A 25029-nucleotide genomic window follows, 5' to 3' on the forward strand; every position below is an offset into this window, starting at 1 on the left:
TGGCGACAGCGATACCGGCGATGGCCGGCCCGCCCGCGCAGGGGATCGAGGCGCTGGCCACCGCCGACGGCCCGATCACGTTGTATCCGGTCCATCATGCAAGTTTCGTGATGCGCTGGAACGGCCACACGATCTATGTCGATCCGGTAGGCCCGGCCGAACGGTATGCCGGGCTCGGTGCGCCGGACCTGGTGCTGATCACCCACGGTCATGGCGATCATCTGGATACTGATACGCTCGACGCGCTGGATACCGGCGATGCGCTGATGGTGATGCCGCAGGCGGTCGCCGATGGACTGGACATGTCCCATGGAAAGACACGCCGCGTTATGGCCAACGGCGACCGTATCGATACGCACGGCATGACCGTTGATGCCATGCCCATGTACAACCTGCCCGAAACGCCCGATTCACGGCACCCCAAAGGCTGGGGCAATGGCTACGTGCTGAACATGGGCGGCAAACGGATCTATATATCGGGCGACACCGAAGGCACCGATGAAATGCGCGCGCTCGAGAATATCGACCTGGCGTTCGTGTGCATGAATCTGCCCTATACCATGGGTGTGGAGCAGGCGGCCGATGCGGTGGCCGAGTTCGCGCCGGCCACGGTGTATCCGTATCACTACCGCGGCCAAGATATCGAACGATTCAAGACGCTGGTCAACCAGGCCAATCCGAATGTCACGGTGCGTCTATATGACTGGTACGCAAGCCCGGATGCATGACACGGGTACGCCCACGTCGTAAAAGGCCGGTCGCGACCGGTGATTGATCGACGACGCTTCATTCAGGCCGGCGTGGCCGCATTCGCCCTGGGCGGGGTGGCGCGCGCGGCGAGAGCGATCGGCTCGCAGCCGAAGCTTACGCCCGAGATGTTCGGTGCGCGCGGCGACGGTACCACCGACGACAGTCACGCGTTCGCCGCCCTGGCGGAACGCGTGAATACTCTGGGTGGCGGTCAGGTCGAGCTGCGTGCCACCACATACCTGGTAGGCGTTCAGCGCATAGATGCCAAGGGCCGGCTCGCCGCCGCTGGGCTGCTGGCCTTCAGCGGCTGTACGCAGCCGCTGATCGTGCGCGGCAACGGGGCGCGTCTGCGTTGTGCCGACGGTCAGCGGTTCGGCGTATTCGATCTCGACGGGCAACCGCTGACCGGCCGGCATGGCGACAAGCACGGCCGGCGCGTTCTCAGCCCTTATCGATTCATGATTCAGGCCGCGCAATGCAGCGGCCCGGTCGAGATCTCGGATCTGGAACTCGACGGCAATCTCGGCGCCCACGTGATCGGCGGCAAGTACGGCGACAAGGGCTGGCAGATCCAATGCCATGGCTTGTCGCTGCGCAATAACAGTGGAGGCGAGTCGGTGCACAACGTGCATTCCCATCATCATGCGCTGGACGGGTTCTATATCGACGGTGTGGATCGGGCGACGCCCGGGGTGAGCCGACGGCTGGACGGGCTGGTCGCCGACTACAACGCCCGTCAGGGTATGAGCATCGTGGGCGGTCGCGGGTATGACATTCAAAACAGCCGATTCACCCGGACCGGGCGGGCCGGCTTGTTCAGCGCGCCGGGGGCCGGGGTGGATATCGAGGCAGAGCGCGGCAAGCGTGTGCGCGGCCTCAATTTCCGCTCCTGTCGTTTTGCCGACAATACCGGCGTGGGAATGGTCGCCGATACGGGCGACAGCGCGGATGTGGGTTTCGACGACTGCACCTTCGTGGGTACCACATCGTGGTCGGCCTGGCCGAAGAAGCCACGTTACCGGTTTGACGATTGTCTGTTCGTCGGTGCAGTCGTCAACGCGTATGGCAGTAAGGACCCGGCCCAGGCGACACGGTTCGAGGCCTGTCGCTTTGTGGACGACCCGGCGCTGTCGCCGACCGGCCATGTCTATCTGCGCAAACAGCTGATCGCCGATCTGGCGCATGCGACCAACGTGCTGTTCGACCGGTGCCGCTTTATCCTCGATCATGAGGGCGTGCTGCCCTGGAGTGTCGGGCCGATCTATCGTGACTGCGTGATGCGCCAGCGCTCCGACAAGGTCGCGCATACGCGTGGCACCTACCGCGGAACCACACGGATCGATGGGCCGGTCAAGCTCGCCAAATCCCGGATCGAGGGCACCGTGGTGCTCAACGGCAAGCGGCTGTCGGGTCGCCGCTAGGGGCTGTTACCGTTTCGTGTGAGGCCGCGCCGAAAGACTGTCGTGCGGCAAGGCGGGGCGCCAGCACGTGGCGCGTATTGCCGCAAAACAGCCTTTGTCCCGAAGGGTTGGGCCTCAAATCGCCCCGGACGGCGTTGCAAGTCTTGTCCGTGACGATTTGAGGACTTCAACGCGGCGCTCGCACGGAACGGCAACAGCCCGTTGCACGCCGGCCGACCGGCGGCGGGTCACGCCTCAGGACTTGAGCCGATAGCCGGTCTTGAATATCCAGGCGATCAGAGCCAGGCACGCGGCCAGAAACACCGCGATCATGCCCAGGCTCAGGCCCACGCTGACATCGGCCACGTCATAGAAACTCCAGCGAAAACCGCTGACGAGATAGACCACCGGGTTGAGCAGCGTGATCTTCTGCCAGATCGGCGGCAGCATGTCGATCGAATAGAACGTACCGCCCAGAAAGGTCAGCGGGGTGACGATGAGCAGCGGCACCACCTGCAGCTTTTCGAAGTTGTCGGCCCAGATACCGATGATGAAGCCGAACAGGCTGAAGGTGATGGCGGTAAGCGCCAGAAAGGCGAGCATCCAGAACGGATGTGCGATCTGCAGGGGTACGAAGAACGTGGATGTGCCGAGGATGATCAGCCCGAGGACCGCGGATTTGGTCGCCGCCGCGCCGACATAGCTGATCACGATCTCCACATACGAAATCGGCGCCGAAAGCAGCTCGTAGACGGTGCCGATGAACTTCGGGAAATAGATCGCGAAGGACGCGTTGGAGATGCTCTGGGTCATCAGCGAGAGCATGATCAGGCCGGGCACAATGAATGCGCCGTAGCTCACACCCTGGACCTCGGTGATACGCGAGCCGATGGCCGAGCCGAAGACCACGAAATACAGCGAGGTGGAGATCACCGGCGAGACCACGCTCTGGAACAGGGTGCGCCAGGTCCGGGCCATTTCGAACTTGTAGATGGCGGCTATCGCGTTGAAGTTCATGCGTCGTCCCGGTTGTGCACCAGCCCCACGAAGATCTCTTCGAGCGAGCTCTGCTGGGTGTCGACGTCGCGCAGGCGTACGCCCGCGGCGTCCAGGTCGCGGAACAGGCTGTTGATACCGGTCCGTCGGTCGTTGGCGTTATAGGTATAGATCAGGGCCTGGCCCGCGTCGGTGAGCGCCAGGTCGTGTGGCGCCAGCGCGTCCGGCACGGTCTCCAGGGTGTCCTGCAGATGCAGCGTGAGGCGCTTTTCGCCGAGCTGACGCATGAGTTCGTCCTTGTTCTCCACCAGCACGATCTCGCCGGCGTTGATCACGCCGATACGGTCGGCCATCTGTTCGGCCTCTTCAAGATAGTGCGTGGTCAGAATGATGGTCACGCCGTGCGCCTGCAGCGAACGCACCACCTCCCACATGCTGCGGCGCAGTTCGACGTCGACACCGGCGGTGGGTTCGTCCAGGAACAGGATCGACGGTTCATGCGCCAGCGCCTTGGCGATCATCACGCGTCGCTTCATGCCGCCGGACAGCGTCATGATCATGCTGTTGCGCTTGTCCCACAGGGCCAGATCCCGCAGCACCTTCTCGATATGGGCAGGGTTTTTCGGTTTGCCGAACAGTCCGCGCGAGAAACTCACCGTCGCCCATACCGTCTCGAAGGCCTCGACGTTGAGTTCCTGTGGCACCAGACCGATGCGTGAACGCGCGGCCCGATAGTCGGTGATGATGTCGTAGCCGTCGGCCAGCACCTGACCTGCGCTGGGGTTGACGATGCCGCAGATCACGCTGATCAGCGTGGTCTTGCCGGCCCCGTTGGGGCCCAGCAGGGCGAAGATCCGGCCGGCCGGGATATCCAGATCTACGTGCTTGAGCGCCTGGAATCCGGAGTCGTAGGTCTTGGACAGGTCTCGTATCGATATGATCGGCTGCAACGGCGCGTTCCTTGTCGACGGGTGAATTCGTGCCGCGCGGTCCGGGATGACCGGGCCCAGGCATGCCTGATCGATCGACGGATCGAACGCAAGCGCATACGACGGACGGCCCCGGATGGATCCTTCGGCGACGGATTCGCGTAGATTGATACTGACAGGAGGCAGATCATGACGCATGACGACACTACGGGCTATCACCCGCTCGCTCGCGCCTTCCACTGGCTGGTGGCGGTGCTGGTATTCGCTGTCTGGCCGCTCGGCGCGGTGATCGAGTACGTCAAGGACGATGCCAAGACTTCGTTCTATCTATGGCACGAGTCGTTAGGCTTCACGGTGCTATGGCTGATGCTGGCTCGACTGTGTGTGCGTTTTCTCACCCGCAGGCCGCCACGCCCGGCCATGCCGCGCTGGCAGGCGGGTCTGGCCGACAGCGTGCAATGGGCGTTGTATCTGGCCTTGATCGCCATGCCGATCAGCGGATTTCTCGCCACCAACGCGCACGGTTTTCCGCTGGAGTGGTTCGGTCTGCTGCCGGTGTGGAGCCCGATCGGCAAGGCGCCGGACCTCGCGCCCGTGCTGTCCAGCATCCACGGCTGGATCAGCTGGACCATACTCGCGCTGGTCATCACCCACGTGCTCGGCGCGCTATACCACCGGATCTGGCGCCACGACGACCTGCTCTCGCGCATGCTCTAGGCGGCCCGGCCGGACGACCATTCACGGTGCTCGCCGTTCCGCCGGGCCGTGTCACGTTCTTGGCCCTAGTGGCTGTCGCCGTAGATCGGTTGCCGGTGTCGACGCAGTATCACCAGCAAGGCGCCTACCCAGAACAGCAGCGCACCGATCAGTAGCGCCTGTCGAAACACGATCTGCACATCGAACGACTGGGTCAGCGTGTTGAGATTGATCAGCACGATCGCGCCGCCGATGACCACGCCCAGTATCTGTGCCGGCATGATCCGTACGAGCCAGGCGGCCAGCGGCGCGGCGAACAGGCCGCTCACGGCAAAGATCGCGACCCAGGTCCAGTTGATCTGGCCGACGCCGAGGGCGACGAGAAAACCGAGCGTGCCGGCAATGGTGACCGCGAACTCGGAGGTATCCACCGATCCGATTACCTTGCGTGGCTCGATGCCCTTGTGCGCCATCAAGACCGGTGTCGAGATCGGCCCCCATCCGCCGCCGCCGACGCTGTCGAAGAACCCGGCGACCAGCGACAACGGGATCAGCTTCCAGCGCGGCAGCTCCGAGCTCGCCGGCGTTGTGCTGCGTTCGCGAAGATAGGTCGCCAGGATGAAGATGCCGAGGCCCAGCAGGAAGATCGAGACGTACGGCTTGATCAGGGTGCCGGGGATCCAGCTCAGAAAGCAGGCCCCCGAGAACGCGCCGACAACGCCCGGCAAGAGCATGCGACGGACCAGGCGGGTATCGACGTTGCCCAGACGGTAGTGCGAGGTGCCCGAGGCGGCGGTGGTCGCGATCTCGGCCAGATGGATCGAGGCCGACGCCACGGCCGGTGTGACGCCCAGTGCGAGCAATATCGACGACGAGGTCAGGCCGTAGCCCATGCCGATGGCGCCGTCCACGAGCTGGGCGATGAAGCCGGCGATGCCGAACAGTAAGAGTTTTTGCATGGTTGAACGCTCGAAAGATGCAGACGACGGGAGCGCGACGCGATCCCCGGATACGAACGTTATGCTCGACCATGAAAAACATAAAAGAATTAGAAAACCGATTTATAGTTCTAAAAGTAATTATTAAGGTGGCGTTGGATACGTCGTGACCACATCGGCCCCTGCGTCGTAAACTCGCGCCGGTACGGCCCATATCGACCGACCGGACAGGCACAATCGATGAATTCCGATCTGCTCGTGGTACTCACAACCCTGGGCCTGTACGCGGGCCTGGTGATCAGCCCGGGCCCCGGTTTTGCCCTGATCACACGCATGGCGATATCGGGCCGGCCGGCTCGCGCTTACTCGGCCGCACTCGGTTTTGGCGTGGCCGCAACGTTCTATGCCGGGCTGACCATGGCGGGCCTGGCGGTCATGATCGAACGCATCGGCTGGCTGGCCGGCGCGATTCAGATCGCCGGCGGTTGTTATCTCGTTTATTTCGGCGTGTCGGCCTGGCGGGCGGCCCGCTCGACGGACGCCGAGCCCCCGGCCGGCGCACAGCAGCAATCCGCAAGCCTCTGGCAGAGCTTTCGTATCGGCGTGCTCGTGGATCTGTCCAATCCGAAAGGCATCGCGTTCTTTCTGAGCCTGTATTCGGTCGCGATCCCGGTCGGGACTGCGGCCTGGGCCAAGGCCGCGATACTGATCGGCGGCTTTGCGATCGAAGTGGCCTGGTATTCGCTGGTGGCCCGTCTGTTCGCCAGTGCCCCGGCACGCGCGCTCTATCGTCGCTTCGGTGCCTGGATCGAGCGTGGTATCGGTACGCTGCTCACCGGGGCGGGCCTGCGCATGATCGTTTCACGTCTATCGTTCTGATCGGCCTCGGCGCCGCGTGCGCCCGATCCGCGCGCGTGCAGGCCATCTCATATCGCTTGGCCTTGCCCTGGCGGGCAGTGCGATGCTTGAAAAAAACCTCCTGAGGGCCTTGAAACACCCGCCGCCGGGATCAACATCCGCGGCAGTTGATTGCACGATACAAATATCGGGCCGGGTGCATGCCCGGGAACCTGGGCAAGGCAATCAACCGTGGTTTATCGAATGACTCAATCAAGGAGGTCCTGGCGATGTCGGCCATCTACCACACGTTCTCGAAATCGATCATGGTCGTACTGCTCGCCGCCTCGGTGTGCATGCCCGCAGTGGCGATGGGGCTGGCCTATCAAAGCCACCCGCAGTCCGCCCAGGCAGGGGCGGCCAGCGGCCCGTCGGCCATGCAGTACATGATCCGTCGGATCGAGACCGACTGATCCGACGGCGGGCCGCTGGCAGTCAGGCGCCCACCCGACAGGATTCCAGCCGCGCCAGCCCATAGCGGGCGAGCAGGGGGCGAACGTCGTTCAGCGGCTCGATATCAGCCGTGGTCACGACCACGTCCGGCCGGCGAGGCGCTTCCATCGCGGGGCAGTCGCCGATCAGGGCGGCGACCCGCGCGGCGATGCCCCGGCCCGAGTCGACGAAGGCCAGCGGCCGCGGGCAGGCCGCTTCAAGCGGACTGCGTACCAGCGGAAAATGAGTACAGGCCAGCACCACGGTATCGATTCGTTCGCCGTCGGGCTGTTCGAGCAGGCCGGCGAGCGCCATGAGGGGTGCGTGCGTATCGTAGCCGCGCCCGGCGAGACGGGCTTCGACATACTCGACCAATGCCGGCGCGCCGTGGCGCACGACACGACAGCCGGATGCGAAGCGTCTGGCCAGGTCGTCGGTATAGCGCTGGCGAACGGTCGCAGCGGTGCCCAGGATGCCGACGACGCGCGAGGCCGTGCGCTCGGCGGCGGTCTTGATCGCCGGTACGGTGCCCACGACCGGTACGCTCAGGCGCTGGCGCACGGCGTCGAGTGCGATCGTCGACGCGGTGTTGCAGGCCACGACCACCATGCGTGGCCGGTACCGGTCGGTCAGCCGTGCGAGCACATCCGGTATGCGGGCACGCAGGTCGGCGTCGTCCCGTTCGCCGTAGGGGTAGCCGGCCGTATCCATCGCATAGACCACCGGCAGTTTCGGCAGCTGACGGCGGATATGAGCCAGGATGGACAGCCCGCCCACGCCGGAATCGAACACCAGCAGCGGCGCCGATATCGGATGGCCGTCGAACACCGAGACAGACGTGGCCCTCGGCTGGCTCAGCAGTGAATATCGCAGCAGAACACGCGCTGCGGGTCGGCCGGGTAGGCGATCGACAGGGTGATGCACATGTTGGTCCCCGTGCCCGACAGATACGGTCGCGAAATCTTGTGCCGCCTCGGGTCGCTGATCGCATCGCGGAAATAATGGCGACGGAACCACGTACCGCCGCTGGTGTTGGCGATCGGTCCGGCGTCCGACCGTTCCGCGGGCGCGTTGGAAAAATGCACGAGTTCGTCGCCGTTTTCGTTGAGCAGATAACAGCGGGCAGTGCGCGGCAGGCGGAGCAGGGACTGGCATGTCCGGGCGAGCGGCTCGCCCCGGGCAATGGCATCGGCGACGGCGCGAAACACATCCACGTAGGGTGCCAGCGCCTGGCGTTCACGTCGGTCCTCGACCTGTGCCGTTTCCACGAAACGTGAAGTCAGCGATTCAAGCGCGGTGGTGGCGATCAGCGGGGTCCGGTCGATCCGGGCACTGGGTTCGGCGAAATAGAATCCTTGAACGAAATCCACGTCGGCGTCCATGGCTATCAGCGCCTGCTCCTCGGTCTCCACCCCTTCGGCGAGTACCAGCGCTCCGGCCTCGTGGATGAGGGCTACGAGATTGGGCAGTATCCGGTGCAGCCGCCCGGAGCGGTGCTGGCCTGCTTCGACGATCAGCGATCGGTCGAGCTTGACGATATCCGGTGCGAGCCGCCAGATGCGATCGAAATTGGAGTGGCCGCTGCCGAAGTCGTCCAGCGCCACCAACGCCCCGATCCCACGGAAGTATGCCACCGCTTCCTGGAGCAGCGACTCGTCATCGATGCCGGCTTCGAGAATTTCGATGACGAGCATGCTGGGCGGCAGGCCCATTTCGTTGAGCGCGTCGTGCAGACGCCCGTCCATATACCGCCGCTCGGCGATGGTCGTGGGATCGATATTGAGAAACAGCCACCGGTTCGACGGCGCGATATGTGCGAAATTGTGTACATGCAGCGCCTGGCAGGTGTCGTCCAGTTCGAGCGTGGCCGTGCGATCGGCGCTGAGGCTGTCGAACAGCGCGAGCGGCGAGACCGGTAGCTGGCGGTTGTCGGTGGCACGCAGCAGCGCTTCGTAACCAACCGCCCGGCGATGACTGAGCCCGAAGATCGGCTGGAAGACGCTGGTCAGCTGGAAGCCGTTGAACAGGCTACGTCGGCTCCGTACGGGGCTGGCATCGGAATGGACGACGCTCATGATGACGGCTGCGGTTTCCTTCGATGATACGGATACTCAATCCCGCGCGCATACCCCTGACAGCGGATCGGCTTGAGATGGGTCGCGTAGGACGGTCGCGTGATTTCAACGCTCTCGGTCGTGGAACTCTGTCGATTGTATCGGACGCTATCGTCGGAACTGAATGGCCGCGGCGCTTTATTCATCGGGCGGGGCGACGTCGATTGGGGTCATGGGCGGCAAAAACCCGACGATATAAGTAAAGATAGCTGCCAAAGAACACGCCGGCCACATAGAACGGGGCGCTCAGGTAGCCGGCGCCGAAGAACAGTCCCGCGGCCAGCGGGCCGGCCGCGCGCGGCAACTGGATCGCCATGCTGGCCGTGCTGGTGGCCACGCCGCGACGTTCGGCGCGCACCAAGCTCACCGTGAGCGCCTGACGCGCGCCAGCGGTGCCGCGATTGAGCGCCGAGCGCGCAATATGTACACAGGCTGCCATCCAGAAGGTCGGCATCAGGGGCAGGGCGAGCAGCAGCAGGAGCCCGGCACCGCGCATCCATACCACCGCATTGACGATGCCAGTCGTGCGAACCAGGCGTCCGGCCCAGACGGACGAGACGGCGGTCACCAGATAGGCCAGCGCCATCACAGGCGCAATATCGGCCGGCGAACGCCCGAAGCGAACCGCGAACCAGTAGGCCATCAAGGGGCCAACCAGCCCAATCGCGATCCCGTTGAGCGCGTTGATGCCGAACAGCCGTCGCAGCAGGGCGTTTTCGGCGCGGTGGGTCGCGGTATCCGGCGGTGTGTCGGGCGCTCTCGTCACGGCCCGGGGCCGATGCATATCACCGGCGCATGCGAGCAGGATCAGGCAACAAAGCGCACCGCCCAGAGACAGACCGAACAGCGGGCGGAACGCGGCCGCGCCGCTCAGCCAGGGGTCGAGCAGAACAGGCAGGCCGCTGAGCAGGGCGCCGACCGCCATGCCGGAAAAGCCGATGGCCATGTTCGCACTGTAGACCCGGCCGCGATCCACCGCTGCCAGCGGTTGTGATAGCCAGGCCAGTTCGACCGGGGCGAAGGGGCCGCTGCTGCCATTGGCGCCGCGGCCGAATCCGCCCACCAGCGCAGCCGGAATCAGCCAGTGCGGATCGGCGGTCATCAGCGCAGTAGTCGCCGACAGTCCGTGAAGTACTTCGTAGACGAGCAGGAAGCGTTTGCGGCCGAAGCGGTCACTCAACGGGCCGGACACACTCACCAGCAGCGCATCGGCGAGCAGGCCGGCAGTGAACAGGGCGCCGATTGCCGGGGCGCGCCAGCCCAGCGCATCCAGATACAGCGCGAAGCCGACGATCAGCGCCCCCTGGCCGATACTGCGAGCCCCACGCGCAGCCAGTAGCAAGCGCGTATCGCGCGGCCAGCGGAGGCTGTTCAAACCGCTTGCCCGGCGCCGTCGGAGACGCGCATTGGGCAGGTGTCGTCACATCGCCGGTCCGAGTCGTGCGCGTCTGCGGGGTTGCAGGTGTTCAGGTGGTAAAACACGAACGTGGCCGTTCCCCGGCCGGGCCATGCATTCATCCGCACGACTGCGCCGGCTTTATCGGTCGGGCGGGGCATAGGCAATCACAGACTCGCGGGTGAGCACAGGCATGAGGTGATGCCCTGCAGCGGCAGTCATCAGATGTTCCGGGCCCCTGGCCGGCCCGATGCGTATCGCGATCCATGAAGAGTTCCCTGGTCGTTGAGTGTCGGCCAGCCGTTGCGCAGTTGATACCGGTCGGGACCGTCGATCGGCGGGCAAATGCGCAGGTTCGTGTCGGCAGGGCACGGCCCCGAGGCCGGCCGCACGAGTCGCTGTATTATGAACCATCGGGCCGGAGCCGCTCCGGGCCCGTGAACTGTCCGTGCCGAGACGGCCCTCGGGACAGTGACCCTGCCATTGCCTGTGCGAACGGGGCGCCCTGGCGATGGTCGCCCCGGCGCCGTTAATGACAGGTTCTGTCAGGGGGCGGCCGACGACAATCCGCCGCAAGCAAGCGACCGCTTCCCGGCGCGGGCTCTGTATCTGGACGGTGGTGAGGCGTACGGGCCGATAATTCCACAGCGGCGGGCGGTCGGCACAGGACGCCCCGCCGCCCGCGAATCAGCGTTTGAACGGCCTGTCGTATACGGCACGATCCAGCTCGCCTTCACTCTGGCCGACCAGTGTGGTCACCATCAGGTCGCCGGCGACGTTCACGCTGGTGCGTGCCATATCGAGAATGCGATCGATGGCTGCGACCATGCCGATTGCTTCCAGTGGCAGGCCGACCTGCGAGAGCACGATCGAAAGCATCACCAGCCCGGCGCCCGGTACACCCGCGGTGCCGATGGAAGCCAGCGTGCCGGTCAGAATGATCATGCCGTAGTCGGTCCAGGACAGGTCGATACCCATCATCTGGGCGATGAACAGCGCCACCACGCCCTGATAGATGGCGGTGCCGTCCATGTTGATGGTCGCACCCACGGGTAACACGAACGAGGCCACCCCGCGGGAGACGCCGAGGTTGTCCTGGGCACAGCGCAGGGACACCGGCAATGTGCCCGAGGACGACGCCGACGAATAGGCCACGATCAGCGCATCGAGACTCCCGCGCAGCCAACGCACCGGATTGAGTCGGCCGATGCCGGCCAGCAGACCGCTGTAGACGACCAGCACGTGCACCAGGCTGGCCAGATACGCCACGCCGATGACCTTGATCAGCGGCAAGAGCACATCGAGCCCGTGCTCGCCGGCCACGGCGGCGATCAGGCCGAACACGCCGATCGGCGCGAACGCCATGACGATTTCGGTGAGCTTGTACATGGCCTCGGCAAAGCTTTCGAACAGGCGAACCACGGGGTCGCCCTTTTCCCCGATGAGCACCAGCGAAATCGCAAGGCCGATCGCGAACACGATGATCTGCAGGATATTGGCGCTGGCCATCGCCTCGACCGGGTTCGTGGGGATGAGTCCGACCAGGATCTTGGTGAGCGTGGGTGCCTCCTGGGCATCGACTGGCGCGTCCACGCTCATTTCCACGCCGGCGCCCGGCTGGAACAGCGTCGATGCCGCCAGGCCGATGGCGATGGCGAAGGCGGTAGTCAGCAGATACAGCGCGATGGTGCGCAGCCCGATCCGACCCATTTTCTGCGGGTCGCGCATGGCGGTGATGCCGACGACCAGCGTCGAGAAGATCAGGGGCACGATCAGCATCTTGATCGCGTTGATGAACAGATCGCCCAGGGGTTGCAGCCAGGCGGCCCGTTCGCCCAGCAGAGCGCCCACAATGGCGCCAAGCACAAGACCGGCCAGGATCTGTTGCCACAACGGGAATCGGGCCCACAGGGTAAAAGGGCGGTAGGTTTCGTCGGGTTCGGTCATGAAGGTGCTCGAAGTCCGGATAATCGCTTGCAGTATGCAATTATCGAGCCCCGGCCCCCCGTGCCTGCAATCATCCCTTCGGCGTAGTCGTTGTCGTGTGCTGCCAGGGTAGACAGGCCAGGTCGACGTTGCCGCCGGTCAGGATGACGCCGACGCGGCGGTGGGCGAACGGCTCGGGTTGGGCGAGCACGGCGGCCAACGGCACCGCGCAGGAAGGCTCGATGACAATCTTCATCCGCTCCCAGGTCAGGCGCATGGCATCGACGATCTGTGCTTCGCTGGCCCGGAATATCGCGTCCACCTCGCTCGAGACGATCGACCAGGTGAGCTCGCCGAGCGATGCCTTGAGCCCATCGGCGATGGTGTCGGGGGCATCCTCGACCAGACGCCGCCCGGCGGCCAGTGAACGCCAGGCATCGTCGGCGTTGGCTGGCTCGCCGGCATAGACGGACAGCGATGGGCGAATACCGCGACATGCGATCGCGGTGCCGCTGATCAGCCCACCGCCGCCGATCGGCGCAATCACCGCATCCAGGTCGGGCACCTGTTCGAGCAGCTCGAGTGCGCAGCTGCCCTGGCCGGCGATCACGCGGCTATCGTCGAAAGGGTGCACGAACTCCGCGCCGGTTTTTTCCAGCACGTCGGCCACGGCCTCGGCGCGGGCCGTGTTCGTGGGTTGGCAAAACACGATGTCGGCGCCGTACCCGCGAACGGCATCGATCTTGGCGCGGGGCGCGGTGCGCGGCATGACCACGGTACAAGCGATGCCGCGACAGGCCGCGGCGCGCGCCAGCGCCATGCCGTGGTTGCCACTGGAATGGGTGGCCACGCCCCGGCGGGCCTGGTCGTCGGTGAGTGAGAATACCGCGTTGACCGCGCCGCGCGATTTGAACGCCCCGGCCTTCTGGAAGTTCTCGCATTTGAAAAACAGCGAGGCACCGCTCATCCGGTCAAAGGTCTCGCTGGTTAGCACCGGTGTGCGATGGATCCACGGCGCGATACGCGACCGGGCACGCTGGAGATCGTCGAGGGAAGGACGGTTCATGGGCATGGGAAAAAGCAGTGGGCGGGCCTTGTTCATTCTGCCTGAACGCTGTCCCGTGGCCACGTGGCGACGATGAACCGCCCACGGCGGCGATCGCCGGTCGGCCTCGTCTGTCAGTGGCCCGTCAACGCGCGGCATGGGTGCGTACGCCGCCGCCTCACCGCCATATTCGGTCGAGGCCCGGGCTGGCGACGTCTCGTTGTGCGGCGGGCTCACCGCACGGCCGCATCCGGCGACGCATGAGCCGGTCTGCGGATACGGGCTCGCACGAAATCCGGCCAGACCCTAGAATCGAGCCCGATCCGATCGATTCGACTGCAAGGATGGCCGCTGCATGATCATGCGTTTTGTCTGCGAGATAGACGGCGATGAGCATCTCGTGGATGCCGAGACGCCGGAACAGGCCGCTCAGGAGGCCGCCCGGCGTCACGCCGAACGACCCGGCCAGACGACCGCACCCGTCGGCCGCTACACGGTCAACGTGGCTGAAGCCAATGAGGCCGATCTGCCGCTGATCGCTGGCGACGACTACATCGTCGATACCCGGCCCTGAGGAGATCGCCCCGCAGGTCGGCCGACCGTCGGGGCGATCGCGGCATCAGGCGATGCTGTCGACCACGCCGCCGTCGACGCGCAGCGCCGCGCCGGTGGTCGCCGAGGCCAGCGGCGAAGCGGCATAGATGACCATGTTGGCCACTTCCTCGACCGTGGCCGCACGCTGGATAATCGAACTCGGTCGTTCCTTTTTCACGAATTCCGCGGCGAACGCCTCCATCGACTGGCCGCTGTCCTGCTGGCCGTCGTGCAGCATGTCCTGGACACCCTCGGACAGGGTCGGCCCCGGCAGGACAGCGTTGACGGTTACGCCGGTGCCCGCGAGACGCTTGGCCAGACCGCGCGAGATCGACAGATAGGCGGTCTTGGTAAAGCCGTAATGGATCATGTCGGCGGGTATATTCAAGCCCGATTCGGACGACAGGAAGATGACCCGGCCCCAGCCGGCCTCGACCATCGCCGGCGTGTAGGCTCGGCTCAGGCGCACCCCGGACATCACATTGACATCGAAAAACCGCTGCCACTCGTCGTCGGGGATATCGTAGAAATCATGCGGGCCGAACAGACCGACATTGTTGACCAGAATATCGACCCTCGGCTCGGCGTCGACCAACTCACGGCAGCCATCGGCCGTACCAAGATCGGCGGCCACACCCCGGAACACCGCGTGCGGTTGTCTTGCGCGGAGGGTCTCGAGAGCCGTATCGACACGCGCCTGTGTACGGCCGTTGACGATGACCGTTGCGCCGCTTTCGGCCAGACCTTCGGCGATGGCCAGGCCGATGCCCACCGTCGAACCGGTCACGAGCGCGGTCTTGTCCTTGAAATCGATCTGCATACGAATTCCTGTGATGACGAATGAAACAACACAACAGCGAACATGCGTGCGTGACGGTCTCAATCAAGCGATGGCACCGACGCCGGCACTGGCACGGTGATTGCTGTAACCCGAGCACAATGCGTGGCCCGGCCGGTGGCGGCTCATTAGACGTATGGCGCCTTTTGCCGCGCCACCGGTTGGACTAGACTCGAAAAACGCGCCGCGTTGCGGCGAGGCTTTATTACCATCACATGGGCGGGGGTACCTAACACCATGATTTCGAAAACACTCAGAATCGTCATCGCGGCGACGCTGGTCTTCGGCGTTGTCGCGCTGGCCGGGGCCAAGACCTTCATCACGATCGGCTCGGGCTCGACCACGGGTCTGTACTATCCGACCGCGGTCGGCATGGCCAAGATTCTCAACGAGGCCGGCACCGACGTGCGGGCCAACGCGCGTTCGACCGGCGGTTCGGTGTTCAACGATCGTGCCGTGGGCGCAGGCCAGCTGCAGATGGGCATCAGCCAGAACAACGTCGCCTACTATGCCTACAACGGCACCGGCGTCGAGGCCTTCCAGGACAAGCCGGTGAAGAATCTGCGTGGCGTGGCCGTGCTGTATCCGGAAACCATCCAGATCCTGGCCCGCAAGGATTCCGACATCAAGACGATTGCCGACATGAAGGGCAAGCGCGTCTATGTAGGGGATATCGGCTCGGGTACGGAGCAGGATGTCAAGAACCTGTTCGGTGCTTTCGACATGTCGATCGATGATCTCAAGGCGCCGGTGCGCGGCAGCGCGGGATCCGCCGTCGGCCTGCTGCGCGACGGTCAGATCGATGCCATGTTCTACACCGTCGGCCTGGGTGCGTCGGCGATCACCGAAGCGGCGCAGACGGCGCCGATCAACCTGGTGTCGGTGGACCCGTCCAAGATCGAGCAGCTCCATGCCAAGTACCCGTTCTATACCGAGATCGACATTCCCGGCGGCACCTATCCGGGCATGGATGAAGACGCCACCGCCGTCACGCTCAAGGCGATGCTGGTGACCTCCTCGGATCTGTCGGAAGACGCGGTCTATCAGTTCATGGAAACCGTGTTCTCCAAGAGCCAGAAGGCGTTCTACAACGATATCCAGAACCCGAACCTGAAGAAGTACTTCACCCTGGACACCGCCCTGGAGGGCATGTCCATCCCGCTGCATCCGGGCGCCGTGAAATTCTTCAAGCAGCACGATATCGAGATCACGGATGACCTGATGCCCCCGTCCTGATTCGAACGACAGGACGCTGGGTTGAATGACCGGACCCCGGCCGCGCTGGTCGGGGTCTTTTTGCTTGGCACTCTCGGACGGGGATGAACAGCAAGATGAGCGAGCATGTAAGCACCGAAGCCGAAGACATCGTCAAGGGCGAATACGGCGGGCGCGAACCGAACATCGTCTGGCAGCGCTGGCTGCTCGTGATCATCGCCGTGGCGTGGAGTCTGTTCCAGCTCTACGCGAGCTACTTCGGTACCCTGAATCCGCAGAAGATCGGCTCCATCCATCTCGCGTTCGGCTTTGCGCTCGCCTTCCTGGCCTATCCGTGCAAGGGCGGGGCGGTCGACCGCATCCCCTGGTACGACTGGCTTCTGGCCGCGGCGAGCGTCGCCACCGCGCTGTATATCCTGTTCGACTACTACAATATCGTAGTCATCCAGGGCGGCCTGCCGACCACCCGGGATGTCTGGGTCGGCTCTGCACTGATTGTCTTCCTGACCATCGCCGCCAGCCGGATCATCGGCTTCGCGCTGCCGATCATCGCCGGCATCATCGTGATCTACGGCATCACCGGCCCGGCCGGCATCATCCCGCTGACGCCGCCGGATGTGTTGTATCTGCACAACGGCTACGACTGGCCGCAGGTCATCCAGCAGCTCTATATCACCACGGAGGGCATCTGGGGCACCCCGATCCAGGTGTCGGCGACGTTCGTGTTCCTGTTCGTGCTGTTCGGCGCACTGCTGGACAAGGCCGGCGCCGGTCAGTACTTCGTCGATCTGGCCTACAGCGGTCTGGGCACCTTCCGCGGCGGCCCGGCCAAGGCGTCGGTCGTGGCCAGCCTGCTCACCGGCGTGATCTCGGGTTCGTCCACCGCCAATACCGTGACCACCGGCACGTTCACCATTCCCCTGATGAAGAAGATCGGTTATCCGCCGGTCAAGGCGGGCGCGACCGAGGTCGCGGCGTCGGTCAACGGTCAGCTCATGCCACCGATCATGGGGGCGGCGGCCTTCATCATGGCCACCTTCATCAACATGCCCTATTCACAGCTGGTCATTCACGCGATCGTACCGGCGGTGCTGACCTATCTGGGCCTGTTGTACGTGGTGCATCTGGAAGCCCTCAAGCTCGGTCTCAAGGGCATGCCGCGCGCCGAGCTGCCCCCGTTCTGGCCGACCTTCATCAGGGGCGTGCATTATCTGCTGCCGGTGGCCTTCTTGCTCTACGAGTTGATGTGGGTGCAGCTGACGCCCGAACGCAGTGCACTCAACGCCACCTTCGCGCTCATGGGCCTGATTCTGGTGCAGGAGGCCGTCAAGGGTCTGCGTGGCAAGGGCGGAATCGCCCGCGGTCTCTGGCAGGGCGTGCGCCTGGTGGTCGAAGGTCTGGAACTCGGCGCCCGCAACATGACCACCATCGCCATCGCCACAGCGGCCGCCGGCATCATCGTGGGCATGGTCACGATGACCAATCTGGGCTACGGGCTCACCCAGGTGCTGGACGTGCTCTCAGGCGGCAATGTCTGGATCGTGCTGATTCTGTCGGCGATCACCTCGCTGATTCTGGGCATCGGCCTGCCCACTACCGCCAACTATATCGTTATGGCCGCACTGGTCGCCCCGGTGATCGTGAATCTGTCGCAAGCCGCGGGCATGGACGTGCCGCTGGTGGCCGTGCACCTGTTCGTGTTCTATTTCGGCATCCTGGCCGACGACACGCCGCCGGTGGGCCTGGCCGCGTATGCGGCCGCCGCCATATCGCGCGCGGACCCGATCGCCACCGGTGTTCAGGGATTCATCTATGACCTGCGTACGGCGATTCTGCCGTTCATGTTCTTTTTCAACCCGCAGCTGCTGCTCATCGATGTGGGCAGCTGGTACAACGGCGCGTGGGTGATCGCCACCGCGCTGGCCGGCATGCTCGGTTTCGTCGCCGCCACCCAGGGCTACCTGCAGATCCGCATGTACTGGTCCGAGCGGCTGGTGATGCTGGCCGGCGCGCTCCTGATGATCAAGCCGGGCGGCTGGACCGATGCCCTGGGCATCGCGCTCATGGCCGCGGTCGTGTTCTTTCATCGGTATCGGGCCGGCAACGATCCGGGGACGGTCGCCGGGACGGCGTGACGGCCGCGGTCCCGGTCGCGGCACGGGAAGTCGGCCCGGTCGGCTCGAAGATCGGGTGGCTGTCGGTATGGCGTCGCTCCCCGCAGTCCCAACCGCCGCCGGGGTGTTGTTGTTACGGCTCATGGCACGTCGGTCAACGGGCGTGGTCGGTCGTGTCGGCCGGCCAGCTGAGCGGCTCCCGTCGTGGTCGATCGTCGCGTGCGAGCCCGCGTGCGATGCTTCAGCGCGCGTGTCGGGAAGGCCCTTTCGCCGGCTGCGCCAGAAGAGACAATCGACGAGCGTGCCGGGCGAGGGGCGCACCGCGGGGTGGCTGGATCGCGCAATCCGACGCACAGACCGGAACTCGATCAAGTACAGAACTTGGTTCGGGAATCTCGAGGGTCAGGTCATGCTCGTGCGTATTCGCCCCGTCGCGCGGCGACATGGACGCACGTCGGCGAGGGGGGTGACCGGCGTACCGCGCCGGCCCGGGCAGCTTGTCTGAGACCGGCCCGAACGATCCGAACCTGAAATCGTTCTGGAGCCGCATCTCGTCGGCACGGGCATCTGCGTGAAGCGGCCTAGTCGACGCTGTGTCGACAGCCCTCAACCGGGGGCTGGAAGTTTGCCTGGTCGCAAGTGCAGCAGCACGCCGGGGAATCGGAAATGGGGCACGCTGCGGACATCCGATCGATCACGCGCGTGCCGCCATTATGGCCCTGGGTTACCCCGGTACGCGCGATCGCCACAATTCCTGACTAAAAAAGACAAAAAAAGGCCCGGCATGCATGCCGGGCCTGAACAGATAACGGCAGGTTCAGCGTAAACCTAGCGGTCGGGCTGGCTCTGTTGCCATTGTTGATACTGTTTCCATTCCTGCCAGTCCTTGAAGCGTTGGTATTCCGGGGAGTCCTTGGACATGTTCCGGAAACGCTTGTAGTCCTGGAAATCCTGAAAGTCCTGACGCTGGGCTGCCGACGGCTCGGGCATCGGCTGCGGCTGAGCCGCCACCGGGGTGGCCGACGAGTCGGCCGTTTGGGTATTGCCGCGGTTGATCAGCGCCGGCTGGGAACGATCGGACGAATAGACGCGGACCCCGTCGTCATACGAGCCCTGATCGTCGGGCGCCAGAAGACCGGGGCCTTCGGCCATGCGGTCGCCGGAGCCCGCCAGGTTGTCGTAATCGGCGGGTTGGGTATGCACGCCCGCACAACCGACGAGCAGCATCGCAGATGCGATGCTGCCCGCGGCAAGGCGTGATGTGGTTCGGGTCACGCGTTGTTTCATACTCGGATCGTTCCAGCTTTTAGAGGAATTTCAGGCGGGTGCCGAGGTACAGGGCATTGATGTCCTGGGCGTCGACGTCGGACCCACTTGAAACAACATTGCCAGCGTCGTCCTTATTCGTGAAGTCAGCATTATCCAGCGTGTACAAGTGGTACGAAGCGTACAGCTCGACGCTCTTCATCCAGTTGTATACATAGGCCAGACCGTAGCCGCTCGCTTCACTGCCGTCGTTGAGCAGATCGTTGGTCTGATTATAGCTCAGTTCGAAGTGATGCTTGTCGATGATATAGCCGACGCTGGCATAGTAGTTGTCGGCACTCGGGTCGCCGTTCTTGTAGTTCCGGTGCTTGTAGGAGCCGGTGAAGTTCAGGCCCGAGGGCAGCAGCAGCGAAGCCGATCCGCCGGCCTCCTGGAAACGCGCGCCGTCGTTGATAACGGTGCCGTCGGGTTCGATATCGCGGCTTTGCGACTGACTGTCGAGATAGACACCGACTAAGCCAAACTTGCCCCCATTAGCGAAATCGCTCTCATAGCGACCGGCGAGTTCATAGGCGTGGCCATTATCTAGGCTGGCCGACAAAACCGCGCCGCCGATGCTCGGCGTGTCGTAGCGCACGGCATTCTGGCGCGACAGGGAATCGAATGGATTGAGCGCGCCGCTCAGGTTGGTAATCGTGTTGCCGTCATTGTCCAGAAAGCTGATGCCGGCATGGTAAAAGGAGGCAGCGTTGCCGCCGCCCAGATACATAGCGCCGGAATAGTTCAGCTCGGAGGAGCCGTTGCCCGCGCCGTCGAGCTTGCCGAACGTCAGACGACCGAAGTTGCCTTCGAGGTAGATGTTGGCCAGACGATTGTCGAGGAAGTCGCCGTTGTCGCCGCCGCCGTTGTTGACATCGAACGATGTCGAAGTATTTTCGTTGAGGCCGATTTCGTAGGCGAAGCCGAGCGTCATGCCGTTGTCGAGCGCCTGATCGCCCGTGAAGCGGAAACGGGAGTTCGAGCCGACGTTGTCGACGAAGCCGATGTCCGAATCCTCGCCATTGTCGGCGGCGATCATGGCACGGTCGACCTGACCGGAGATCTTGAAGTCGATTGCCTGTGCCGGCAGGGCGAAGCCCAGCAGCGTGGCGGCAGACAGCGTCGAACCGAGAACGATTCGAGGACCAAAACTGTTCATGAGATGTACTCCCCAAGAATGGTGCCGCCGGTACTCGTCGATTGGTTGAGCCAGACGGTGCGGGCCCATCACCAATGACGACCCCGTGGATAGAAAACTCCCCTTCTCGACCTGCGATATCGATACATGCCGGTATGACGATGCGACCGAAAATTGCGGGCCGAGCACAAGGCTTATAGGCAGCACCCGACATGATGTCAAGCATCTGTTAATACCTTGTATACTATTTATTGCTATACCAGTCAGTATGTTGGGTCGTAGAGCTATCAGTTTGCATGCGTATGACACGCTAAATAAGCGGGTAATTTGTCGTGCTTCCAATAAGTTGGCTTGTTAAACGGTATACAAAGACAAGTTATGTTTTGCAGGGCGAAACTTCAAACCATTCGCGGCTTGCGACTAAAGGATGATTTAAGGTTTCGATCCTCAAAGCCGTCCATGCGCGGGCATGTATTGCGTCTCGACGCGGTGCATATATGGTCTCACTGTCATGGGTCGACACCTTGTTTCCTGGGAATGCACAGCGCTGGCGAAACGATAGGTGTTCCATGCCGGGCACAACGTGGCGAGGATGGCCGGTACGCCGCCAGGTCATGCAGCGCTTGAAGCTGGCGGCACGTCCCCCTGACTGGCACACGCATGCCCGATGTGCCGCTGGGCCGGCGGCATGCTCGACGACGGCCGACGATCGGTGACATGCCGGGCCTTGTCTCGGCGCTGCGGGTGGGCTCTGATGACACGCAACACACGCGATATGACATACCGGCCAACCCGGGACAGGGCATTGTCTTGATCACCACCGATGAAATCGACCGGGCCTGGATGGCCGAGGCGCTGACGCTTGCCCGGCGCGCCAACGCCGAGGGCGAAGTGCCCGTCGGCGCGCTGGTGGTCCGCGACGAAGTGGTGATCGGCCGGGGCTGGAACCGGCCGATCGGTGCGGCCGATGCGACCGCACACGCCGAGATCCAGGCGATCCGCGACGCGTGTGCGCATGCCGGAAACTATCGTCTGCCCGGGGCGTGTCTATACGTGACGCTGGAACCCTGTGCGATGTGCGCCGGTGCCATCGGGCATGCGCGTGTCGCGCGCGTAGTCTACGGCGCCGACGACTTTCGGGCGGGTGCGGTGCATTCGATCTTCTCCGTGTTCGACGAGCCACGTCTGAATCACCGGGTGATCCATCACGGCGGTGTGCTGGCCGGCGAAAGCGCCGAGCTGCTGCGCGCGTTCTTCCGCGCACGCCGACGCTGACACGACCGGGGCCGCGGTCAGTCCACCCGGAAGCCCACGGTCGCCTTCACCGCGCGCTGCCAGTCGGCATACAGGCGTTCGCGTTCGGAGACGGGCATGGCCGGGGTGAAGCGGTGTTCGATCGCCCACAGGTCGGCGATTTCGTCGCGGGATTTCCAGAAACCGACCGCCAGCCCGGCCAGGTAAGCCGCGCCCAGGGCCGTGGTCTCGTTGATTTGCGGACGCAACAGATCGACGCCGAGCATGTCGGCCTGGAACTGGGCCAGGAAATCGTTGGCGATGGCGCCGCCGTCGGCGCGCAGCTCGCTCAGCGCCAGGCCGGCGTCGGCCTGCATCGCGATCAATACATCGCAGCTCTGGTAGGCGATGGCCTCGATGGCCGCACGGATCAGGTGTTCCTTGGTCGTGCCGCGCGACAGCCCGAACATGGCGCCGCGTACATGGCTGTCCCAGTAGGGCGCGCCCAGGCCGGTGAACGCTGGCACCAGATAGACACCGTCGTTGTCGCGAGCCCGTTCGGCATACGCTTCGGAGTCGCTCGACTTGCCCAGCATGCGCAGCCCGTCGCGCAGCCATTGCACCACCGAGCCCGCCACGAAGATGCTGCCTTCGAGCGCGTACTCGAGATCGCCGTCCAGTTCCCAGGCAATGGTGGTGAGCAGCCCGTTGGCGGAATCGGTGGCCTCGCTGCCGGTGTTCATGAGGGTGAAACAACCGGTGCCGTAGGTGTTCTTGGCCATGCCCGGTTCGAAGCAGGCCTGGCCGAACAGCGCCGCCTGCTGGTCACCGGCAATGCCGGCGATCGGTACCTCGTGGCCGAACAGATACTTGGGCTGGACGTGGCCATAGATCTCGCTGCACGAACGCACCTCGGGCAGCATCGACTCGGGCACGCCGAACAGGGCCAGCAGCTCCGGATCCCAGGCGCGTTTGCGAATATCGAACAGCAGCGTGCGCGAGGCGTTGGTGACATCGGTGACATGGACGTCGCCGCCGGTGAGATTCCATACCAGCCAGCTGTCGATGGTGCCGAAGGCCAGCTCGCCGGCGACGGCGCGCTCGTGCAGTCCGTCCACGTGCTCGAACAGCCACTTGAGCTTGGTCGCCGAGAAATAGGCGTCCAGCACCAGCCCGGTGCGTGCGTGGATCAGATCGGCATGGCCGGCCGCGCGCATCGCGTCGCAGATTTCGGCGGAATGGCGCGATTGCCATACGATCGCGTTGTGGACCGGCTGGCCGGTGGCGCGGTCCCAGACGACGGTGGTCTCACGCTGGTTGGTGATACCGATGGCCGCGATGTCCCCGACATCGACCTGGCTGTTGTTGATCAGTTCGGTGAGCGTGGTGAGCACGCTGGTCATGATGTCGCGCGGATTGTGTTCGACCCAGCCGGGCTGCGGGAATATCTGTTCGAACTCGCGCTGGGCGACGCCGGCGATTGCGCCGGCATGGTCGAACAGCATCGCACGGGAACTGGTCGTGCCCTGGTCGATGGCGAGCACGTACTTGTGATTCATCGGGTCTCTCCGGTTCGCGGGCCTGTCAATGTAGCGGTCGTCCGGCGAGTTGAACACGTCGGCGCGCCGCGTGCCGGCCGTATGGCGCCCTCGGGTCCGGTCGTGACGGCGGCGCCGGCGTGCTGCGCGGCTGATCGGGCGCAAAATGCCGGACGTGCACAACTGGCTCTACCGTTGGCCGGCCGGATCCGGCGATGTGCCGGCCGCTCAAATCAGCGCCTTGTCTCGGCGCCATTCGGGCACGAACATGGGCCGCGCGCACCGGATCGGCGGCCGCTGTAGGCCCGGCGACGTTGCGGTGGTAGCCTCTGCGTCATGAACGAACAAACCAAGCAATGGCGCGTCGCGGTTCTGCCCGGCGACGGTATCGGCCCGGAAGTGGTCGCCCAGGCAAGTCGGGCGCTGGAGGCGCTGGTGGCCGCCGATCCGGCGTTGTCGATCGAGTGCACCACCTTCGACTGGCCCTCGCATGCCTGGCACCAGGCGCACGGCGAAAGCGCACCGGCCGACTATCTCGATCAGCTGGCCGGGTTCGATGCGATTTTGCTGGGCGCGCTCGGTGATCCAGGCCCGAGCAGCGATCCCGACCGTTATTTGTTGTCCGACGCCGAATCGCTCGGCCCGTTGCTCGAGATCCGCAAGGGGTTCGACCAATGGTGCTGCGAGCGCCCGTGTCGGCCGATGGCGGGGGCGCCGCAGTATCTGGCCGACGAGCGGGCAGGCGATATCGACATGCTCGTGATCCGTGAAAACAGCGAGGGCGAGTACGTCAACCAGGGCGGCCGGCTGGCGGTGGGCACGCCCAACGAGATCGCCACCCAGGTGGCGTTGTTCACTCATCGAGCGACCGACCGCATCATCCGGCATGCCTTCGAGCAGGCGCGCGCCCGCGCCGAGGACCGCGCAGCCGAAGCGCGGCCCCGGACCTTCGGGCAGCACGACAAGGCCAGTCAGGTGTGTCTGGTCACCAAGCGCAACGCCCAGCGTTTCTGGGGCGACATGTATACCGACATGTTCGCGACCATCGCCAAGGACTACCCCGACGTCGACACCCACCACGAACTGGTGGACGCGGCCTGCATGAAGTTCGTCAGCCACCCCTGGATGTTCGACGTGGTGGTGGCATCGAACCTGCACGGCGATATCCTCACCGACCTGGCGGCGGTGCTCAACGGTGGCATGGGCGTGTCGCCGTCGTGCAACATCAACCCGTCGGATCGTTCGCGTCCGCCGATGTTCGAACCCACCCATGGCAGCGCGCCGGATATCGCCGGCCAGAATCTGGCTGGCCCGGCCGCCATGCTGCTGACCACGGCCATGATGCTGGAATGGATGGGCGTCGAAGACCCGGCCGCGGCCCGTGCCGGCCAGACGCTGCGCGAGGTGGTCGCCGCCGATCTGGCCGAGCACGGCCGCGATCGGCGCGCAACCGATGCGATCGGCGACGCGATCGTCGCCGCACTGTGATCTTTTCGTGTGGCGTACGGCAGTTGGCCGGCGTCATCGCCCTGTGC

22 protein-coding genes are annotated in these 25029 nt (G+C 64.3%); 10 read left to right on the forward strand and 12 right to left on the reverse strand.

All coding sequences use genetic code 11. The features are described from left to right. Positions 1–20: 20 nt before the first annotated feature. Positions 21–728 (forward strand): MBL fold metallo-hydrolase, encoded by a 708-nt coding sequence (locus tag T31B1_RS15025; RefSeq protein WP_353250345.1) that lies wholly within the window; start codon positions 21–23, stop codon positions 726–728. Positions 729–767: 39 nt separating this feature from the next. After that, positions 768–2171 carry a hypothetical protein gene (locus T31B1_RS15030; RefSeq protein ID WP_353250346.1) on the forward strand — a complete coding sequence of 468 codons (1404 nt, stop codon included), beginning with the start codon at positions 768–770 and terminating at the stop codon, positions 2169–2171. Between the two features lie 234 nt (positions 2172–2405). Here the strand turns inward: T31B1_RS15030 and T31B1_RS15035 are convergent, their stop codons facing one another. Both T31B1_RS15035 and T31B1_RS15040 read right to left on the reverse strand, forming a co-directional pair. Further along, positions 2406–3167, reverse strand: coding sequence for an ABC transporter permease (locus T31B1_RS15035; RefSeq protein WP_353250347.1), 762 nt, complete (start codon positions 3165–3167; stop codon positions 2406–2408). Next, entirely contained in the window at positions 3164–4096 is a 933-nt protein-coding gene (locus T31B1_RS15040; RefSeq protein ID WP_353250348.1) for an ABC transporter ATP-binding protein, read from the reverse strand. Before T31B1_RS15040 ends, T31B1_RS15035 begins: the two co-directional genes overlap by 4 nt. A 168-nt stretch (positions 4097–4264) precedes the next feature. Here T31B1_RS15040 and T31B1_RS15045 point away from each other — a divergent pair, with 168 nt between their 5' ends. After that, on the forward strand, positions 4265–4792 hold the full coding sequence (locus tag T31B1_RS15045; RefSeq protein WP_353250349.1) for a cytochrome b: 528 nt from the start codon (positions 4265–4267) through the stop codon (positions 4790–4792). Between the two features lie 65 nt (positions 4793–4857). On the opposite strand, the gene T31B1_RS15050 is transcribed toward T31B1_RS15045, so the two are convergent. Next, the gene (locus T31B1_RS15050) at positions 4858–5730 is read right to left on the reverse strand and encodes a sulfite exporter TauE/SafE family protein (protein ID WP_353250350.1); all 873 of its coding nucleotides are present in this window, start codon (positions 5728–5730) and stop codon (positions 4858–4860) included. Positions 5731–5949: 219 nt separating this feature from the next. Here T31B1_RS15050 and T31B1_RS15055 point away from each other — a divergent pair, with 219 nt between their 5' ends. Further along, the gene (locus T31B1_RS15055) at positions 5950–6588 is read left to right on the forward strand and encodes a LysE family transporter (RefSeq protein WP_353250351.1); all 639 of its coding nucleotides are present in this window, start codon (positions 5950–5952) and stop codon (positions 6586–6588) included. A 248-nt stretch (positions 6589–6836) separates the two neighbouring features. Further along, a complete protein-coding gene (locus T31B1_RS15060; RefSeq protein ID WP_353250352.1) occupies positions 6837–7019 on the forward strand; it encodes a hypothetical protein in 183 nt (60 codons plus the stop codon). A 22-nt stretch (positions 7020–7041) separates the two neighbouring features. On the opposite strand, the gene murI is transcribed toward T31B1_RS15060, so the two are convergent. The 5 genes from murI to T31B1_RS15085 form a co-directional block, all read right to left on the reverse strand. Beyond that, the gene (gene murI / locus T31B1_RS15065) at positions 7042–7866 is read right to left on the reverse strand and encodes a glutamate racemase (RefSeq protein WP_353250353.1); all 825 of its coding nucleotides are present in this window, start codon (positions 7864–7866) and stop codon (positions 7042–7044) included. Positions 7867–7892: 26 nt separating this feature from the next. Further along, positions 7893–9113, reverse strand: a complete 1221-nt coding sequence (locus T31B1_RS15070; RefSeq protein ID WP_353250354.1) for an EAL domain-containing protein — start codon at positions 9111–9113, stop codon at positions 7893–7895. Positions 9114–9294: 181 nt separating this feature from the next. Beyond that, the gene (locus tag T31B1_RS15075; RefSeq protein ID WP_353250355.1) at positions 9295–10527 is read right to left on the reverse strand and encodes an MFS transporter; all 1233 of its coding nucleotides are present in this window, start codon (positions 10525–10527) and stop codon (positions 9295–9297) included. 708 nt (positions 10528–11235) lie between these two features. Next, entirely contained in the window at positions 11236–12495 is a 1260-nt protein-coding gene (locus T31B1_RS15080; RefSeq protein ID WP_353250356.1) for a dicarboxylate/amino acid:cation symporter, read from the reverse strand. Positions 12496–12565: 70 nt separating this feature from the next. Then, entirely contained in the window at positions 12566–13540 is a 975-nt protein-coding gene (locus T31B1_RS15085) for a pyridoxal-phosphate dependent enzyme (protein ID WP_502951020.1), read from the reverse strand. A 334-nt stretch (positions 13541–13874) separates the two neighbouring features. Between T31B1_RS15085 and T31B1_RS15090 the strand changes: the two genes are divergently transcribed. After that, on the forward strand, positions 13875–14093 hold the full coding sequence (locus T31B1_RS15090; RefSeq protein WP_353250357.1) for a hypothetical protein: 219 nt from the start codon (positions 13875–13877) through the stop codon (positions 14091–14093). A gap of 45 nt (positions 14094–14138) precedes the next feature. On the opposite strand, the gene T31B1_RS15095 is transcribed toward T31B1_RS15090, so the two are convergent. Beyond that, positions 14139–14933: an SDR family NAD(P)-dependent oxidoreductase gene (locus T31B1_RS15095; protein ID WP_353250358.1), complete on the reverse strand. Its 795-nt coding sequence runs from the start codon at positions 14931–14933 to the stop codon at positions 14139–14141. Positions 14934–15188: 255 nt separating this feature from the next. On the opposite strand from T31B1_RS15095, the gene T31B1_RS15100 reads away from it, so the two are divergent. After that, the gene (locus tag T31B1_RS15100) at positions 15189–16187 is read left to right on the forward strand and encodes a TAXI family TRAP transporter solute-binding subunit (RefSeq protein ID WP_353250359.1); all 999 of its coding nucleotides are present in this window, start codon (positions 15189–15191) and stop codon (positions 16185–16187) included. 95 nt (positions 16188–16282) lie between these two features. Then, positions 16283–18301 (forward strand): TRAP transporter permease, encoded by a 2019-nt coding sequence (locus tag T31B1_RS15105; RefSeq protein ID WP_353250360.1) that lies wholly within the window; start codon positions 16283–16285, stop codon positions 18299–18301. Positions 18302–19108: 807 nt separating this feature from the next. Here T31B1_RS15105 and T31B1_RS15110 read toward each other — a convergent pair. Then, entirely contained in the window at positions 19109–19567 is a 459-nt protein-coding gene (locus tag T31B1_RS15110; RefSeq protein ID WP_353250361.1) for a hypothetical protein, read from the reverse strand. A gap of 19 nt (positions 19568–19586) precedes the next feature. Further along, positions 19587–20813, reverse strand: a complete 1227-nt coding sequence (locus T31B1_RS15115) for a porin (protein ID WP_353250691.1) — start codon at positions 20811–20813, stop codon at positions 19587–19589. A 723-nt stretch (positions 20814–21536) separates the two neighbouring features. On the opposite strand from T31B1_RS15115, the gene tadA reads away from it, so the two are divergent. Then, on the forward strand, positions 21537–21998 hold the full coding sequence (gene tadA, locus T31B1_RS15120) for a tRNA adenosine(34) deaminase TadA (RefSeq protein WP_353250692.1): 462 nt from the start codon (positions 21537–21539) through the stop codon (positions 21996–21998). A gap of 17 nt (positions 21999–22015) precedes the next feature. On the opposite strand, the gene glpK is transcribed toward tadA, so the two are convergent. Then, a complete protein-coding gene (gene glpK, locus T31B1_RS15125; RefSeq protein ID WP_353250362.1) occupies positions 22016–23515 on the reverse strand; it encodes a glycerol kinase GlpK in 1500 nt (499 codons plus the stop codon). A gap of 315 nt (positions 23516–23830) precedes the next feature. Between glpK and T31B1_RS15130 the strand changes: the two genes are divergently transcribed. Next, positions 23831–24982, forward strand: a complete 1152-nt coding sequence (locus T31B1_RS15130) for an isocitrate/isopropylmalate dehydrogenase family protein (RefSeq protein WP_353250363.1) — start codon at positions 23831–23833, stop codon at positions 24980–24982. Positions 24983–25029 lie beyond the last annotated feature (47 nt).

This window comes from Salinisphaera sp. T31B1 (assembly GCF_040361275.1).
In the GTDB taxonomy this organism is placed as follows: Bacteria; Pseudomonadota; Gammaproteobacteria; order Nevskiales; family Salinisphaeraceae; genus Salinisphaera.